This window comes from Streptomyces sp. NPDC055140, assembly GCF_053607285.1.
Genome location: NZ_JBSGTG010000002.1, coordinates 790437 through 805274 on the forward strand (window position 1 = coordinate 790437; position 14838 = coordinate 805274).

At 73.3% G+C, this 14838-nt stretch carries 12 protein-coding genes; 5 read left to right on the top strand and 7 right to left on the bottom strand.

What is annotated here, in order from left to right; genetic code table 11:
- Positions 1 to 80 precede the first annotated feature (80 nt).
- Entirely contained in the window at positions 81 to 2504 is a 2424-nt protein-coding gene (gene treY, locus ACWFR4_RS07335) for a malto-oligosyltrehalose synthase (protein ID WP_453651431.1), read from the top strand.
- Here the strand turns inward: treY and ACWFR4_RS07340 are convergent.
- Positions 2497 to 3804, bottom strand: a complete 1308-nt coding sequence (locus ACWFR4_RS07340) for a cytochrome P450 (RefSeq protein WP_453651325.1) — start codon at positions 3802 to 3804, stop codon at positions 2497 to 2499. The genes treY and ACWFR4_RS07340 overlap by 8 nt on opposite strands.
- The gene (locus ACWFR4_RS07345) at positions 3804 to 3932 is read right to left on the bottom strand and encodes a hypothetical protein (protein ID WP_453651327.1); all 129 of its coding nucleotides are present in this window, start codon (positions 3930 to 3932) and stop codon (positions 3804 to 3806) included. Before ACWFR4_RS07345 ends, ACWFR4_RS07340 begins: the two co-directional genes overlap by 1 nt.
- 296 nt (positions 3933 to 4228) lie before the next feature.
- On the opposite strand from ACWFR4_RS07345, the gene ACWFR4_RS07350 reads away from it, so the two are divergent.
- Positions 4229 to 5479, top strand: a complete 1251-nt coding sequence (locus tag ACWFR4_RS07350) for a M14 family zinc carboxypeptidase (protein ID WP_453467616.1) — start codon at positions 4229 to 4231, stop codon at positions 5477 to 5479.
- A gap of 44 nt (positions 5480 to 5523) precedes the next feature.
- Here ACWFR4_RS07350 and ACWFR4_RS07355 read toward each other — a convergent pair whose 3' ends face one another.
- Complete coding sequence (locus tag ACWFR4_RS07355) at positions 5524 to 6081, bottom strand: DUF1707 and FHA domain-containing protein (RefSeq protein WP_266675091.1); 558 nt, start codon at positions 6079 to 6081, stop codon at positions 5524 to 5526.
- 195 nt (positions 6082 to 6276) lie between these two features.
- Here ACWFR4_RS07355 and ACWFR4_RS07360 point away from each other — a divergent pair, with 195 nt between their 5' ends.
- Positions 6277 to 7227, top strand: coding sequence for a GNAT family N-acetyltransferase (locus ACWFR4_RS07360; RefSeq protein WP_453651329.1), 951 nt, complete (start codon positions 6277 to 6279; stop codon positions 7225 to 7227).
- Between the two features lie 136 nt (positions 7228 to 7363).
- The gene (gene treZ / locus ACWFR4_RS07365) at positions 7364 to 9112 is read left to right on the top strand and encodes a malto-oligosyltrehalose trehalohydrolase (RefSeq protein ID WP_453651331.1); all 1749 of its coding nucleotides are present in this window, start codon (positions 7364 to 7366) and stop codon (positions 9110 to 9112) included.
- Positions 9113 to 9118: 6 nt separating this feature from the next.
- Here the strand turns inward: treZ and ACWFR4_RS07370 are convergent, their stop codons facing one another.
- Together ACWFR4_RS07370 and ACWFR4_RS07375 are read right to left on the bottom strand one after the other, a co-directional pair.
- Positions 9119 to 10045, bottom strand: coding sequence for an aminoglycoside phosphotransferase family protein (locus ACWFR4_RS07370; RefSeq protein ID WP_453467621.1), 927 nt, complete (start codon positions 10043 to 10045; stop codon positions 9119 to 9121).
- A gap of 5 nt (positions 10046 to 10050) precedes the next feature.
- Entirely contained in the window at positions 10051 to 11175 is a 1125-nt protein-coding gene (locus tag ACWFR4_RS07375; protein ID WP_453467628.1) for a M24 family metallopeptidase, read from the bottom strand.
- Positions 11176 to 11389: 214 nt separating this feature from the next.
- Here ACWFR4_RS07375 and ACWFR4_RS07380 point away from each other — a divergent pair, with 214 nt between their 5' ends.
- Positions 11390 to 12187: a metallophosphoesterase gene (locus ACWFR4_RS07380; RefSeq protein ID WP_453651333.1), complete on the top strand. Its 798-nt coding sequence runs from the start codon at positions 11390 to 11392 to the stop codon at positions 12185 to 12187.
- Between the two features lie 37 nt (positions 12188 to 12224).
- On the opposite strand, the gene ACWFR4_RS07385 is transcribed toward ACWFR4_RS07380, so the two are convergent.
- Together ACWFR4_RS07385 and phsA are read right to left on the bottom strand one after the other, a co-directional pair.
- Positions 12225 to 12821 (bottom strand): PDZ domain-containing protein, encoded by a 597-nt coding sequence (locus ACWFR4_RS07385; protein ID WP_453651335.1) that lies wholly within the window; start codon positions 12819 to 12821, stop codon positions 12225 to 12227.
- A gap of 90 nt (positions 12822 to 12911) precedes the next feature.
- Complete coding sequence (gene phsA, locus ACWFR4_RS07390; RefSeq protein ID WP_453651337.1) at positions 12912 to 14816, bottom strand: O-aminophenol oxidase PhsA; 1905 nt, start codon at positions 14814 to 14816, stop codon at positions 12912 to 12914.
- Positions 14817 to 14838 lie beyond the last annotated feature (22 nt).

Here is a 14838-nt window from a genome sequence, read left to right on the forward strand (position 1 = left end):
TATCGACGGCGCCGGTGACATATGCATGCGGCGATGACACGAAAGACGCCGGGGCGGGTACGTAGGTTCGCATGACGCGCATGACACCGGACCATCAAGAGGGCGAGGTCCCCGCCCCGCCCACGGCCACGTACCGGATGCAGCTCCAGCCGGCGTTCCCGTTCGCCGCGGCGGCCGGAGCCGTCCCGTATCTGGCCTCGCTGGGTGTCTCGCACCTGCATCTGTCGCCGGTCCTGGAGGCCGTACCCGGTTCCACGCACGGGTACGACGTCGTGGACCACGCGCGCGTGCGGGACGAGCTGGGCGGTGAGGCGGGGCTGCGGGCGCTCGCGCGGACGGCGCGGGAGCACGGGCTCGGTCTGATCGCCGACATCGTGCCCAACCACATGGCGTCGGCGGCCGGGCTCAACCGGCCCCTCCAGGAGGTACTGCGGGACGGGCCGCACTCCCCTTACGCGCACTGGTTCGACATCGACTGGGAGGCGCAGGGCGGGCGGGTCCTGCTGCCCGTGCTCGGCCACCGGCTGAGCCACGAGCTGGAACACCTGGAGGTGGACGGGCGTGTGCTGCGCTACTACGAGCACGCGTTCCCGCTGCGCGAGGGCACGGAGACGCTGCCCCTTCCGGAGCTGCTCGACGCGCAGTGGTACCGGCTCGGCTGGTGGCGCTTGGCCCGCACCGAGCTCAACTACCGGCGTTTCTTCACCATTTCGGACCTCATCGGGGTCCGCGTGGAGAACCGGGAGGTGTTCGACGCCACCCACGAGAAGATCGTCCAGCTGCTGCGCGAGGGCGTACTCGACGGGCTGCGCGTCGACCACCCCGACGGCCTCGCGGACCCCGGCGCGTATCTGAAGGACCTCGCCGACGCGGCCGCCGGGCGCTGGACCGTCGTCGAGAAGATCCTCGGCGAGGACGAACAGCTGCCCGCCGCTTGGCCGGTGGCCGGTACGACGGGCTACGACGCGCTGCGCCGGATCGACGGCCTGTTCACCGATCCGTCGGGCGCGGACGAACTGCTCGGCCTGTTCCGCCGCTTCACGGCGGCCCCCGCCGACCGGGGCGGCGACTGGGACGCCACGGCGCGGCGCGCCGCGTACAAGGTCGTCACGCACGAGCTGGCGGCCGAGGTGGACCGCCTCACGCGCGACGCGGGGCGGCTGTGCGCCGCCGACGCCGCCCTGCGCGACCACGCCCCGTGGGCCCTGCGCGCCGCCGTACGCGAACTCCTGGTGCGCCTCGACGTGTACCGGCCGTACGTGACCGGGGGCGTGGACCCCGAGACCGTGCTCACGCCCGGTGACGCCGAGGACGCCAAGGGGGTGTTCGCCGTCGCCGGGGAGGCCGAGGCGGTGGACACCGTGCGGGAGCTGGCGCTCGGGAAGCGCGGTTCGGGGCCCGAACACGAGGCGTTCCGGGCGCGGTTCGCGCAGACGGCGTCCGCGCTGCGGGCCAAGGCGGTCGAGGACACGGCGTTCTACCGGCACGCGCCCCTCCTGTCGGCGACGGAGGTCGGCGGGACGCCGCAGAGCCCGGCGGTGGACCCGGAGTCGTTCCACGCGTACTGCGCGCGCGTGCAGCGCGACTGGCCGTACACGGGCACCGTGCTTTCGACCCACGACACCAAGCGGAGCGCCGATGTGCGGGCCGGAATCTCCGTGCTCACGCAGTGTCCCGGGCGCTGGGCCGATCTGCTCGCGGACGTCACCGAGCAGACGGCGCGCGAGGGCGGTGCGAGTGCGCCCGATCCCCAACTGGCATGGGCGGCCTGGCAGACGGCGGTCGGGTTCGGCGACCAGGACGGCGAGCGGCTCCAGGGCGCGATGCTCAAGCACGTGCGCGAGGCGGGGCTGCACACGAGCTGGACCGAGCCGGACGCGGACTACGAGAAGGCGGTGTGCGACTTCGTGGCCGCGGGCCCGTGCGGGCCGCCCAGGGAGGCCGTCGCCGCGTTCGCGGACTCGTTGCGGCCCCATGTGCGGGCGAACGTCCTGGGGGCCGCTCTCGCCCATCTGACGATGCCGGGGGTGCCGGACGTCTATCAGGGCACGGAGCGCGAGTACCGGGCGCTGGTGGACCCGGACAACCGTGCACCGGCCCGCTTCGACCTGGATCTGCTGGAGCGGCTCGACTCCGATGAGGGGTCCGTCCCCGGCGACCTGTCCGGCGAGAAACTGGCGCTCACCGTCGCCGCGCTGCGGCTGCGCCGGGCACACCCGGAGTGGTTCGGCGGCGGGTCGACGTACGAGCCCCTGCCCGCGCGGGGGGCGGGCGCCGCGCACTGTGTGGCATTCGCGCGCTCCGGAGAGGTCGTCGCCGCCGCGACCCGACTGTCGCTGCGCCTCACGGAGGCGGGCGGCTGGCGCGACACGGAGCTGTCACTCCCGGAGGGCCAGTGGGTCGACCTGCTCGCCCCGGGAAACGAGTTCACGGGCCACGCGCGCGTGGAGAAGCTGTTCGACCGGCATCCGGTGGCGCTCCTCGTACGCGCGACCGTCAGCTGAGGAGTACCGGGAGGGTCTTCGGGCCGCGCGTGATCAGGCCGGCGGAGGCGGGCCGCCCGCCGGGGGCCCAGCGCAGGTGCGGGAGGGCCTCCAGGAGGGCGTGCAGCGCGCACTCGGCGGTGAGGCGGGCCAGCTGCACGCCGAGGCAGCGGTGACGGCCCGCGCCGAAGGCCAGCTGTCCGGGCGCCGGGCGCAGGAGGTCGTAGCGGTCGGGGACGGCGAAGCGCGTCGGGTCGCGGCCCGCGGCGCCCACGAGACAGGCGACGTCGGCGCCCGCGGGTATCGTCCCGGCGCCGGTGACGACGGGCACGAGGGCGCGGCGCAGCACGATGTGCACAGCGGGGTCGCGGCGCAGGGACTCCACCCAGGCCGCCGGTATCAGCGCGGGACGCTCCCGTACGAGCCTCAACTGGGCAGGGTGGTCGAGCAGGTTGGCGAGGAACGAGGCGAGCGCGAGATGCGTGGCCTCGCCTCCGGCGCCGAGCAGCGTCCCGGCCAGGCCGACGACGGTCTCGTCAGGGAGGTGGCTGCCTTCCGCCCGTGCGGTGCTGAGGACGGACAGCAGGTCGCCGCCGGGACGCGCCCGGCGGCGTGCGACATGGGGGCGCAGAAAGGCGTCCAGGTCCCCGTGGCCGTCGCCGAGGTGCGTGAGGCCCTCGCGGCACCACTCGCGCACGCGCGCGGTGTCCTCATGGGGCAGCCCGAGCGCGGTCACCGCCGCCAGGGCCGGCAGCCACTGGCAGAACTCCGCGACAAGATCGGCTTCCTGACGCTCCGACAGGCGACGGGCGAGCACGTACGCGGCGCGTTCCACGCCGGCTCGCAGAGCGGCCAGGGCGCGGCCGCGCAGCGCCGGCTGGAGCAGTGCGCGGTGCACGGCGTGGGTGCGGTCCTCCAGGTGCGCCAGGGTCCGTCCCGGCGGCGGGGCGACGAGCCGTGGATCGGCGAGCGCGGCGCGCACGTCCCCGTAGCGGCTGATGAGCCACGCCCCGAAGGCCTCGTCGTGGACGAGGGGGTACGACGTCCTGAGCGTCCGGTACAGGGGGTAGGGGTCGCGGTCGGTCCCCGGTGCGCGGAGGCTGGCCGGGGGCGGTTCGTCGGGACCGCGGTGGCCGGGTGCGGGGCGGAGCCCACCGGCGCCGGGCGCCTCCGCGACGTCGGACGGCACGAAGGGGCAGGTGCCGGGGCCCTCGGCGGCCGGGCCGGTGATCCCGGCCGGGTCCTGGGCTCCCGGAACTGCGCGCATCGCCGAGCCCCCAGCCTTGTGCCGGTGCGCGCCGGTAGACGCGCGAGTCTTCATCAGCGGACCATCGCGGGCTCCTCGCCGCAGTCCTCGTACGCCCGTACGGGTGAGGCGGGCGCCTGGGCGTACGGCCATGACCTGCACAGCAGCTCCACGAAGTCCGCCGCGGCGCGGGTCGGAGGCACCCGTGGGAACACCGTCAGGGTGCGCTTCCACGGGGGGTTTCGCCGAAACGACGACGCAGTCCTCGCCGACCGCTCCGGCTGCCCTCGGCTCCGGCTGCCGCTCGGCCGTCGCGAAGGGCATGCCGTGGCCCGGCACCTCCACGCCCGCCCCACGCTCTCCGAGACCGTCGGCGAGACGTTCCTCAGCCTGGCGGACCGCGGGCCGCACCAGCAGTGCGGCACCGGATGCGGCCTTCTTGACAGGTGCCGCGGAGCGTGGGGTACTGCGGGATGCGACGCGTGGAGCACCAACGGGGGTGAGTCACCTGACGGAGCAGCGCTACCCGAATGTGGCCGAACTGGTCCAGTCAGCACGGGAGCTGGCGACTCACCGACCCGACCTGTGCGTTCTACGCCAGGTCGGGACCTCACGCGCGGGCCGGCCGCTGCACCTGTTGTCGGTGGGGCACGACCACCGCGCGGTGCTCGTGGTCGCGGGAGCCCACGCGAACGAGCCGGCCGGTGGCTCCACTCTATTGCGCCTCGCCGAACGTGCCCTGATGGAGCGGGAGTTGCGCACCGACTGCTCCTGGCACTTCTTGCTGTGCGCCGACCCGGACGGCGCGGATCTGCACCGCACGCCCGCGCCGCGCACCCTGCTCGACTACCACCGGCACTTCTTCCGCCCCGCGGGCCCCGAACAGCCCGAGTGGTCGCCCTCCGTGCTGCCGCCGAACCGGCTGCCGCCCGAGACGCGGACCCTGACCGGGGTCATCGACGAGCTGCGCCCCTTTCTCCAGGTGTCGCTGCACGGCACCGATCTGGGCGGCAGCTGGGTGCAGTTGACGCGGGACATACCGGGGCTCGCGGAGCCGTTCGCCAAGTCGGCGGCAGAGCTGCACATCCCGGTGGAGACGGGGGCCTCGGACGCGGCGGGCTGGCCCGCGACGGGCCCCGGCGTCCATGTGATGCCGGAGCCGGGCGCGGAGGCCGCGTTCCCGAGCCTGCCGGACGACGCCCGGCACAGCACCTGGCACCACGCCCACCGCTACGGGGGCCGCACGGCGATCGTCGAGGTCCCGATGTGGGCGAGCGACCTCGTGGACGACCCGGCGCCGCACCCCGCCCCCGACCGGGCGCTGCGGCGCCTGGCGCAGCGGCTGAGCCGGGACACGCTCCTGGTGGAGGAGATCCTCCAGTCGGCGCTGCCGCGACTTCCCGAGGTGGACGGGCCGCTGATGCGGGCGACACGCTGGGCCGTGGCGCTCGTGCCGGGCCTCGCGGGCGACTGGCTGCAACCTCCGCCGCCGGACGCCACGATGGCGTACGTGGGGAGCATCGACGCGTTCTCCAGACGGCTGCCGTTGCGGGCCGCCGCGATGCTCCTGCGGGTCCTGAAGGAGGCGGACGACCCGGACGCGGAGCGTCTCGAGCAACTGGTGACGCACTGGTGCGACGCGTTCGCCGAGCGGTTCAGGGCGCGCTGGGTGCCGCTGGAGCACCAGGTCGAGCACCAGTCGCGGACGACCGTCGCGGCCGTGCGGCACACGCTCACGGCAGGCGACTGACCGCGAACGCCCCCTGAAGCCAACGGAGTTGCAACGTCCCCGAGTCAGGCGGAGTCGGCGGAGAGCCGGAACGACATCCGTCCGAAGCCGACCTGGTCCCCGTCCTGGACGACCGCCGCGCCGACCACCCGCCGCCCGTTGACGGACGTGCCGTTGGTGGAGCCGAGGTCACGCAGCACCCACATGCCGCCCTGCCTGCTCAGTTCGGCGTGCACCCGGGAGACGGTCTCGTGGCTGAGCCGCAGTCCGTTCGCCGGGTCGCGCCCGATGCGCAGCGGGTAGGGGTTGTCCGGCGACGGCAGCTGCAGCTTCGGGAGACGCTCGCGCTGCCACGCCCCGCGCAGGCGCACCGTGAAGCCCGAGACCGCCGCCACCGTGCCGAAGACCACCCGGGACCAGCGGCCCTCGGTGTGCAGATCGGCGGTGAGCGCGGCGAGTTCGTCGGACCGGCGGGCGGCGAGCGCCAGCTCCATGCGCCGTACGAACGTGTCGTGCGACAGCCTGCCGAGTGCGGCGCCCTCGCGGAGCTCCCGCAACGCCCTGTCGCGCTCGGCGTCGGACAGCCGCGCGGGGTACGTATGGTGCTCGAACGAGGAGGTCACGTACGTGATTGTCCGGCAGCGCGGCCGAGGTGTCCAGAAAACGACGAACTTCAACTCGCCCCCGTACGGCCTTGACCAGCAAGGACAGTGGCTCGACGCGGTGTGCGGAAAACCGGGCGCGCCCGGCGCGGGCCCGGTGCTACGTTCGGCAGCCCGGACCGCCACCGGGCGCGTTCGCGTGGACCAGGAGATTTCTTGACTGCTGCACCGCATGGAAACCCGCACCCGACGCACGACGACGCCCGTCCGGTCGTCCGCGCACTGACCGAAGAGGACGTTCCACTCTTCCGTACGTTCGAGGATCCGGGCCTCGTGGGCCGCGTCATCACCGGCGTCGGATATCGCACCGTCGCCGAGGGCGGCGACTACCGCCCCGACTGGACCTGGGTCGCGCTGCGCGAGGGGCGCGTGGTCGCGCGGGCCGCCTGGTGGGGCGGCAAGGACGACACGGAACCGGTGAACCTGAACTGGTTCGACGTCCTGGAGGACGACATCGAAGCGGGCGCCGAACTGCTGCGGCAGGCCCCGTTCGACGTCGAGTACGAGTTGATCCTGCCCGCGGGCTGGAGTGAGGACCCGCGGACGCGGGCAGCCGCCGAGGCGCGGATGGAGGCGGTCACGCGGGCCGGCAAGAAGCTCCTCGTGGAGCGGCTGCGCTACCGGTGGACGCCGGACAACGGCCTGCCGGAGCGCCCCGGACGCCTGGAGTTCCGGGCCGAACCCGACGACGAGGTGATCCTCGACGTGCTGCGCCGGGTCCACTCGGCGACGCTCGACGCGCACGCGCGGCACGCCATCGAGGAGTCAGGCATCGACACGGCCGCGCAGGAGGAGCTGGACTTCTTCCACTGGTGCCCGTCCCCGCGCGAGTGGTGGCAGCTGGCGTACACGCCGCAGGGCGAGCTGGTCGGCCTGCACATCCCCGCCCACAACCCCGGCGGGCCGTGCATCGGGTTCATCGGCGTGGTGCCGGAGCAGCGCGGTCACGGATACGCGTACGACCTGCTCGTCGAGTCGACGCACTTGCTGGTGGAACACGGCGCCGAGTTCATCGCCGGGGCGACGGACGACGGGAACTTCCCGATGGCGGCGAACTTCAGGAAGGCCGGGTACCCGGTCACGGAGAAGCGCATCAATTTCGTCTGAGGTTCACCGGCCGGTTCGGCCGGCGGGTCCGATCCGGCGAGGAATGCGCGGAACCCGCCGCGAATCCCAGCGGATCGATCTCCGCTGACGCAGGATGGACGGGTCGTCACTGTCGGCAGACAAGGGGGAACCGTCCGTGCAGTTCGAGGTGTGGGCACCACAGGCAGAGCGGGTCGCGCTCCACTGCGAGGGCACCACGCGCGCGTTGGAGCGCGACCCGGACCGCGAGGGGTGGTGGACGGGCGAGGCGGACGCGCAGGACGGCACGCGCTACGGGTTCGCGCTCGACGGCGGGCCGGTGCTGCCCGACCCCCGCTCACGCCGCCAGCCGGACGGGCCCGACGGCCTGAGCGCGGTCGTCGACCACGCGCGGTACACGTGGCGCTCACCCTCGGGGCCGGAGCGCGGCCTGCCGGGCGCGGTCCTGTACGAGCTGCACGTGGGGACCTTCACGCGCGAGGGCACGCTGGACGCCGCAGGCGAACACCTGCGTCATCTGGTCGAGTTGGGCATCACCCATGTCGAGCTGATGCCGCTGTGCCCGTTCCCCGGGAAGCACGGCTGGGGCTACGAGGGCGTCAGCCCCTGGGCGGTGCACGAGCCGTACGGGGGCCCCGAGGCGCTGAAGCGTTTTGTCGACATGGCGCACGGGCTCGGGCTCGGCGTCGTCCTTGACGTGGTCCAGAATCACCTGGGCCCTTCGGGCAACCATCTGCCCGCGTTCGGGCCGTACTTCACCGACACCCACCACACGCCCTGGGGCGCCGCGGTCAACCTCGACGCCCCCGGTTCCGACGAGGTGCGCGCGTACCTCGTCGGCAGTGCCCTCGCCTGGCTGCGCGACTACCGGATCGACGGACTGCGCCTCGACGCGGTGCACGCGCTGTGCGACACGCGCGCGGTCCACTTCCTGGAGGAGCTGTCCACGGCCGTCGACGCCCTGGCCGAAGAGCAGGACAGACCCCTGTTCCTGGTCGGCGAGTCCGACCTCGGCGACCCGCGTGTGATCACCCCGCGCCACCACGGCGGCCTCGGGCTCCAGGCGCAGTGGAGCGACGACTTCCACCACGCCCTGCACACGGCGGTGACGGGCGAGTCCCAGGGCTACTACGAGGACTTCGCGAAGGCGCCGATGGCCGCGCTCGCCAAGACCCTGACCCGGGGCTACTTCCACGACGGCACGTACTCGACGTTCCGGGGCCGGCATCACGGGCGCCCCGTCGACCGCACCCGCACCCCCGCGCACCGGCTGCTCGGCTACGCCCAGACCCACGACCAGATCGGCAACCGCGCGCAGGGCGACCGGCTCTCCGCGAGCCTGTCCCCCGGGCTCCTCGCGTGCGCGGCGACGCTCGTGCTGACCGGGCCTTTCACGCCGATGCTGTTCATGGGCGAGGAGTGGGCCGCCGGCACCCCGTGGCAGTTCTTCACCGACCACACCGACCCGGCGCTCGCGGACGCCGTACGCAAGGGCAGGCGGCGGGAGTTCGCGTCGCACGGGTGGGCCGAGGAGGACATCCCCGATCCGCAGGACCCGGCGACCCGGGAGCGTTCCTGCCTGGACTGGTCGGAGCCGGACAGCGGCCCTCACGCGCGCGTGCTGGCCTGGTACCGCGAGCTGATCGCGCTGCGCCATGCCCGGGCCGACCTGACGGACTCCGACCTCGCGGCCGTGCGGGTGGCGTACGACGAGGAGGCCCGCTGGATCGCGTACCGGCGGGGTGATCTGCGGGTGGCGGTGAACCTGTCGGACGAGCCGGCCGCGGTGCCGGTCGGGCGGAACGGTTACCGGGTGCTCGCCGCGTGGGAGCCGGTGGGGCTGCCGGGCGAGGACGGCCTGCTCACCGTCCCGCCGCAGTCGTGCGCGGTGCTCGTCAGCCCGTAGGGGGTTTCAGCCGGTCTCCGGTTCCTTGTCGGCGAGCTCCGTCACGAGTTCGAGGAGGATCGCCTCCCACGCGCGCTCCAGCTGGGTGCGCAGCATCGGCACGGGGCTGCCGTCCGTGCCGTGGAGGCGCTCGCCGAGGCGTACGAGCGTGTCGCAGCGGGCCAGCCACAGGCCGCGCAGGCTGGCGCGGGCGCCGTAACCGGCGAGGGTCGCCGCGCGGACGGCCGCGCGGGCACCGACCGCGATGCTCAAACCCGCGATGTCCTCGGCCGGGTCGCCGATGACGGCGTCGGACCAGTCGAGGACGCCGCGCACCCGGCCGTCGGGGGTCACGGTGAGGTGCTCGCCCTTGAGGTCGTGGTGGACGACGACGACGCCGGGCTGCGGGGCGAGCTGAGCGGCGGCCTGCGCGGTCAGCTGCGCGAGCCGCGCGGGTTCGAACTCGCCGTCACCGCCGAGGAGTTCGGCGGACCGCGCCGCCTCCCGGAGCAGCACGTCGAGAGAGCGCGGCGCCGTCCTCGCGAGCCCGAGAGCCTCGGCCCGCGCCGTGGGCACCTCCCGCAGCCCGCCGAGCAGCCCCGCGAGATCCTCCTCGCCGACCGCGGTCACGTCGACGACCTCGCCCGACGCGCCCCGCAGCCGTGTGTCGAGGGAGTACGTGCACCCGGCCGCCCACTCGCCGGACGCGAGCGAGGCGGGCACGGCGATGCCGACGTGCTGGCGCACGAGGTCGCGGAGCCTGATCTCGCGGCGCTGGCGCACGGACGCCGGCGCATCGAGGGCGAGGCGCAGCACATAGCGGGTGCCGACCCACCAGGTGGAGTGCTCACCGCCCTCGCCCACGGCACTGACGTCGAGCTGCCCGCTGTCCGGGAGGAGGGCGCCCAGCAGTCTTCGTACGGTCTCCTGGGTGGGCCGCGGGGCGTCGGGCATGGCGTCTAGCTCACGATCGCCATGTCCCGCGACGTGCTGTTCAGCCGTCGTACGCCGTCCTCGGTGACCGTCACGATGTCCTCGATCCGCACGCCGAAGCGGCCCGGAAGGTAGATGCCCGGCTCCACGGAGAAACACATCCCGGGGACGAGGGGCTGTTCCTCACCCTCGATCATGTAGGGCGGCTCGTGGGTGGTGACGCCGATGCCGTGGCCTGTGCGGTGGATGAAGTACTGGCCGTAGCCGAACTCGGTGATCACGGCGCGGGCGGCGCGGTCGACGTCCTGGCAGGCGGCGCCCGGCTCGACCGCCGCGCAGCCCGCCGCCTGCGCCTCGCGCACGACGTCGTGGACGCGCCGCTCCTCGGCGGTCGGCTCACCGACGTGCACGGTGCGGGAGGTGTCGGAGCCGTAGCCGTGCTTGAGGCCGCCGAAGTCGAGGACGACCATGTCGCCGTTCTCGATGACGCGCTCGCCCGCCTCGTGGTGCGGGTTGGCGCCGTTCGGGCCCGACCCGACGACGGTGAAGTCGACCTGGGAGTGGCCGAACTGCCGCAGCAGATCGGCGAGATCGCCCGCGACGTCGGTCTCCCTGCGGCCCGCGAAGGGCACCTTCTTGATCTCCTCGTACGTGGCGTCGGCCGCCTCGCCGGCGGCCGTGAGCCGTTCGAGTTCGGCCGCGTCCTTGACGGCGCGCAGCATCGGCAGTGCCTCCGTGAGCGAGGCGTACGAGGTGTCGGGCAACGTCTTCTGCAGCCCGATGAGGTGCATCGCCCAAGCGTTGTCGCTGACGCCGAAGCGCCCGGAGACGTCGAGGAGGGGAGCGGTCACCGCGTACGGGTCCTTGCCGTCGGTCCAGTCCCGCAGGGTGAGGGCCTCCGCCCCCACCGCCTTCGCGGCGTCCGGCGCCTCCAGGGTCGGCACGACGAGGACGGGGTCCTGGCCCGGGATGAGGACGAGCATCGTGAGGCGCTCGGTGTCGGCCGTGAGCGAGTAGCCGGTGAGCCAGACCATGTCGGGGCCGGGGGCGACGAGGACGCCGGCGAGTCCCGCGTCGGCCGCGGACCGGGCGGCGCGCTCCATGCGGGCCTTGTAGTCGTCGGCCGTGAACGGCGCGGGCGTGGCGGTCATCCGGTCCTCCGGGTACTCCGAGCTGAACATCGCTTCTACAAAAAGGACGTACGGGCAGCATCCTGCCCGCCCGCCGGGCCTGACGCGAGTCCGTTCCCGCATGCGCGCGCCAACCGGCCGGACCACCATCTAACGCCAACCCATTGAACAACCATTACAAGTAATGGTTAGATCGACCTTATCCGTTAGCCCCTTCTCCGAAGGACATACGACCATGCTTGTGCTGGCCCAGATCAGCGACCTGCACCTCGACGGGACCCCGCGCGCCACGGAGCGCGCCCGGCGCGTGATCGACCACCTCCGGGCACTGCCGGGCCCCGTGGACGCCCTCCTCGTCACCGGCGACATCGCGGACCACGGCGCGGAGTCCGAGTACGAGGAGGCGGCGGAGCTGCTCGGGCTGCACAAGGGCAGGCCGAACGACGGCGGCCCGCCGCCCCCCGGCCCGCCCTTCCCCGTCCTGCCTTTCCCCGTCCTGACCTGTCCCGGCAACCACGACAGCCGGGCGCCCTACCGCAAGGCGCTGCTCCGCGAAGCCGCCGCCGAGGGGCCGGTGAACCGCGCCCACCGCGTGGGCGGCGCCATGGTCCTCATGTGCGACTCCAGCATTCCGGGCGCAGACGAGGGACGGCTCGACGAGGAGACATACGGCTGGCTGGAGGACACCCTCGACGGGCTCGACGGCGAGACGCCCGTCCTGCTCGCGTTCCATCACCCGCCGGTGGCGCTGCACCACCCGCTGCCCGACGCGTACCAGCTGGCCCAACCGCAGGCCCTGGCCGCCCTGTTGGAGCGGCGGCCGGAGATCGCCGGGATCATCGCGGGGCACGCGCACACCCCGGCCGCCACCGTGTTCGCGAACCGCCCCCTGGTGATCGGCCCGGGCGTCACGTGGACGCTGCGGCTGCCCTGGGAGGGCGAGGGTGTGGCGGACCGGAACGCTCCGGTGGGTCTGGCCTTCCACATCCTCGACGACGAGCGGCGACTGACGACGCACTTCCGGGTCGTGTGATCCCCTCTCGGAGCGAGAGCGGTCCCCCGGCGATCCCCTAGGTCACCACCCCAGGAGTCACCGCCAGCACCTGGCGCGCGCCCGACTCGTGCCGGACCGTCAGCGTGACCTGCCGTCCCGGGCGCGCGGCCTCCACCGCCTGGGCGAGCGCGCCCGCCGAGCCGATCCGGGTCCCGCCGAAGGCGGTCAGCACATCGCCCCGGACGAGACCGGCCGTGTAGCCGGGACCGGGGACGTGCACGCCCACGAGCAGCGCCCCCGCCCCGTTGGGCTCGTCCACCGCCTCGACGCCCAGCGCCGCCCGCACGGGGCGGACGGAAGGCGACGGGGAGGTGGAGGCGGCCGGCGGACGGGACGGCGCGAGCGCGGGAGGCCGCGGCGCCGCCCCCGCCTGCTGCTGCATCTCGGCCAGTTTGCTCATGCCTATGACGGCCGCGCCGACCGTGCCGAGGCCGACGCCGGACAGCACGAGCACGGCCCCGAACAGCAGGCCGAGCAGCAGGGTGACGAGGCGCTTGCCACGGCGCCGCGCCGCGTGCGGGCGGCGGCCGCCCGAACCGTTCCCCCGGGCGGCCGCCGCCTCACGACGCGGAGCTCCGGGCATCGACTTGGGGCGCAACGCGGTCTGTTCCATGGCCCACCTCCGGCCAAAGCTCTACCCGTCCGCATCCGGCGCGACGATTCCCGAACGAGTGAGACTGAACCGGGCATTTCTGGCATCCGGTCAGCCGCCGTGCTGTCCGTGCCCCCCATGTCCGCCGTGCGCCGCCCCGTGGCCGAACTTCATCGCCTCGGCGGGCATCACCACGAACGGCCGCATCATGCCCATGTCCTCGTGCTCCAGCAGATGGCAGTGGTACATGAAGCGCCCGTACGCGCCGTCGAACCGGCCCATGACGCGGAGCATCTGGCCGGGTAGCGCCCGGAAGACGTCCTTGTGGCCGCGCTCGTTCGGCGGGAGCGGGACCGGCGTGGCCGGGTCGGGCGCGAGCGGCGCGCGCGTGCCGCCGGCCGTCACGTCGAACCCCGACACGTCGTAGGTGTCACGGCCGAGGATCTGGAAGTCGGCGAGATGGATGTGCATGGGGTGCACGACGGGCGGGTTCACCGCGAGATTCAGGAAGCTCCACTGCTCGTAACTGCCCTCCGCGACGGTGAAGCCGAGGCCGTCGTCGAAGGTGCGAGAGGTGCGGCGGTACGTCTTCAACGTACCGTCGGCGCCGCGGAGTTGGATGACACCGTCCGCGGGGAGCTCAAGTTCCTCGGAGCCTTCTGTGGCCTCGACCTCGGTCATCTCCCAGATCTCGGGGTGGCCGCCGCCGCCCTTCGTGGCGGGCGGGGTCAGCACGATGAGGCGATGCCCGTGCTCGATGTCGTGCGTCAGCCGGCGGAAGGAGCCCGAGAGGACCTCGGGCAGTTCGAACGGGTCGTCCACGCCGCACTCACCGACGCGGAACTCCATGACGTGCGGATAGCGCACGTTGTTCGCCGGGTCGGGTACGCCGGGCGCCTGCCCCGCGCCCTTGTTGACGAGGCGTACGCGGCGTCCGGCGAGCGCGCGGAAGTCGATGAGCAGGTCCATGCGCTCGGCCGGGGCGACGGTCAGCGTGGGCAGCGCCTCGTCGAAGTCGACCGGCACCGGGCGCGGGAGAAGCCCGCCGTCGCTGCCGATCTGATGCAGGACGCCCGGCACCGGGTTGTCGTCCTCGTCGATCAGGACGAGGTCGTAGATCCTGGCGTTCGACGCGTTGACCAGGCGGAAGCGGTGCCAGGCCGCGTCCACCTCGGCGTAGGGCCAGATGCGGCCGTTGACGGTGGTGTACGGGCCCGCGAAGGGCACGGAGACCGGCTTGCCCGTCTCCGGGTTCTTCTCCTGGACGATCACGGTCTTGTGCAGCAGTCGGCCGTTGAGCGCGCCGTCCTCGTCCGTGTCGATGTTCCGGTCGGCGATGAGGAGCGGTATCTCCCGTTCTCCGGAAGGGAGTTGGAGCGCGTCCTCCTCGTCGTCGCGGACGAGGTAGGTGCCGTAGAGGCCCGTGTGGACGTTCCACCGCGTCACGTTCATGGCGTGGTCGTGGTACCACCACTGGACCGCCTGGTGGTCGTTCGGGTACTCGGAGAGCTGGGCGTCGCCGTAGCCCACCGCGTTGTCCGCCCAGCCGTCGTTGCCGCCGCCCGTCTGCGCGCCGTGCAGGTGGGTGACGGTCCAGGCGGGCAGGGCGGCGACGTCCGCGATCGGCGGGACGCCGCCGCGGCCCGGTTCGGTGCTCGGGTTGGGGTTCGCCGCCGGCACCTCGACGGCGGTGACCGGGTACTCGCTGCCCTTCGGGATGCGGTTGGTCCAGGCGATGCGAACGCGCTGCCCGCGCCGGACCTCGATGGTCGGCCCCGGCACCGATCCGCCGTAACCCCACATGAGCGTCGGCGGGAGCTGCGGGTGCAGCCGCACCCACGTCGGCCGCAGTGCGATCTCGGTCTCCCGCAGGACGTCCGTGGAGTCGGGCCGCAGGACGGGAGGAACGGTCAACGGCGCGGCGTACGGCGTGAGTTCACCGTCCGCCGCGGCGGGCGCGGCATCCCGCGCCGCGCCCGCCAGGCCGCCCGTGATCCTCTCGATGATGTCGGTCATGGTGAGAACACCCCCGTGTTCT